Raw genomic sequence first — 1407 nt, 5'->3', positions numbered from 1 at the left:
GCATTCGCAGCTAACCCATTCTCCGATGTAACTCCTAACGATTGGGCATACCAGAGCGTAGCTCAATTAGCAGCAGCTGGTGTAATCAACGGTTACCCAGATGGCACTTTCAAAGGCCAGAACAACATTACTCGTTATGAAATGGCTCAAATGGTAGCTAAAGCTATGGCTAACGAAGCTCGTGCTAACGCTGAACAACAAGCTTTGATTAACCGTTTAGCTGACGAATTCTCCAGCGAATTAAACAACTTGGGCGTTCGTGTTGCTACTTTGGAAAACAAAGTGGGTAACGTAAAAGCTACTGGTGATGTTCGTCTTCGTTACAAAGGTTATGAAGATAAAGGCAACTTCAGTGATGCTAATAAAAAATCTAAATTTGATTTCCGTGGCCGTGTACAATTCAATGCTACTGTAAATGATAATACTTCTGCAGTAATCCGTATCGTAGGTCAAGATGAATTCCATAATGCTTCTGGCGATGGTAATGTAGAATTTGACCGTGTTTATGTAGCTCATAAATTTGGTAAAGATACTACTGCTGTAGTTGGTCGTTTTGGTGCCGTTGTTGGTAATGGTTTAGTATACGATGATACTTTTGACGGTGCTGCTGTAGCATACGACAATGGCAACTTCCAAGCATTAGCTGCTTATGGTTCTTTCCAGACTGGTAACTTATTCAGTGGCTATGATACTGAAGAAAACAAAGCTTATGCTGGTTATGACTTCGAAACATTTAATGCTGACCTAAACCCAACAGTTACATTGTTACAAGTAAAAGGTAACTTAGGCGAACATGCTACTTTAGGTGGTTTCTATGCTTTTGGTAACAAAAACTTAGATACAGACATCTATGGTGGTTCCTTAGACCTTAACTTCGGCAAATTCTGGGTAGGTGGCGAATATGCTACATTTGCTGACAACAACTTCACTGCAGCTGGTGTTAAAGTAACTAAAGAAGATGGTGAAGGTAAAGATGCTTGGGTAGCTGGTGTTGGCTATGGCGATTATGACATTGCTAAAGAAGGTACTTGGGGCGTTAAAGTTCAATACTTTGATTTAGCTGAACATTCTCCTGTAATTAGTTCCACTTGGAATAACCCTTACAACAGCAACTACAAAACTTGGATGGCTACAGTAGATTATGCATTAGCTAAAAATGTTGGTTTATCTGCATACTATGCATTTGCTAGCGAAGACCAAGATGGCAAAGACATTGGTGACTTCTACCGTGCAGAATTAAACTACAAATTCTAATTTCTAAATTAGATGATAGTTTAATCTAAACTAATAAAAAAAGGCAACTTCTTCGGACGTTGCCTTTTTTGTATTAATTAAATGTATTTCTAAATAGGAGTTTTTAAAGGTTCTATAATTTGTCCTATAACCCCATATTGAATAAAATCCGTT

1 protein-coding gene is annotated in these 1407 nt (G+C 38.3%); it reads left to right on the top strand.

Annotation, left to right across the window (positions count from 1 at the left end; genetic code table 11):
- Nucleotides 1-1254: S-layer homology domain-containing protein (locus VER_RS10125; protein WP_162100692.1), on the top strand; the 1254-nt coding region annotated here is incomplete at its 5' end.
- Nucleotides 1255-1407: the final 153 nt, after the last annotated feature.

The organism is Veillonella sp. R32 (assembly GCF_010093125.1).
GTDB lineage: Bacteria > Bacillota > Negativicutes > Veillonellales > Veillonellaceae > Veillonella_A.
Note: the sequence above shows the minus strand (reverse complement) of the source record. Positions and strands in the feature narration are given on the sequence as shown.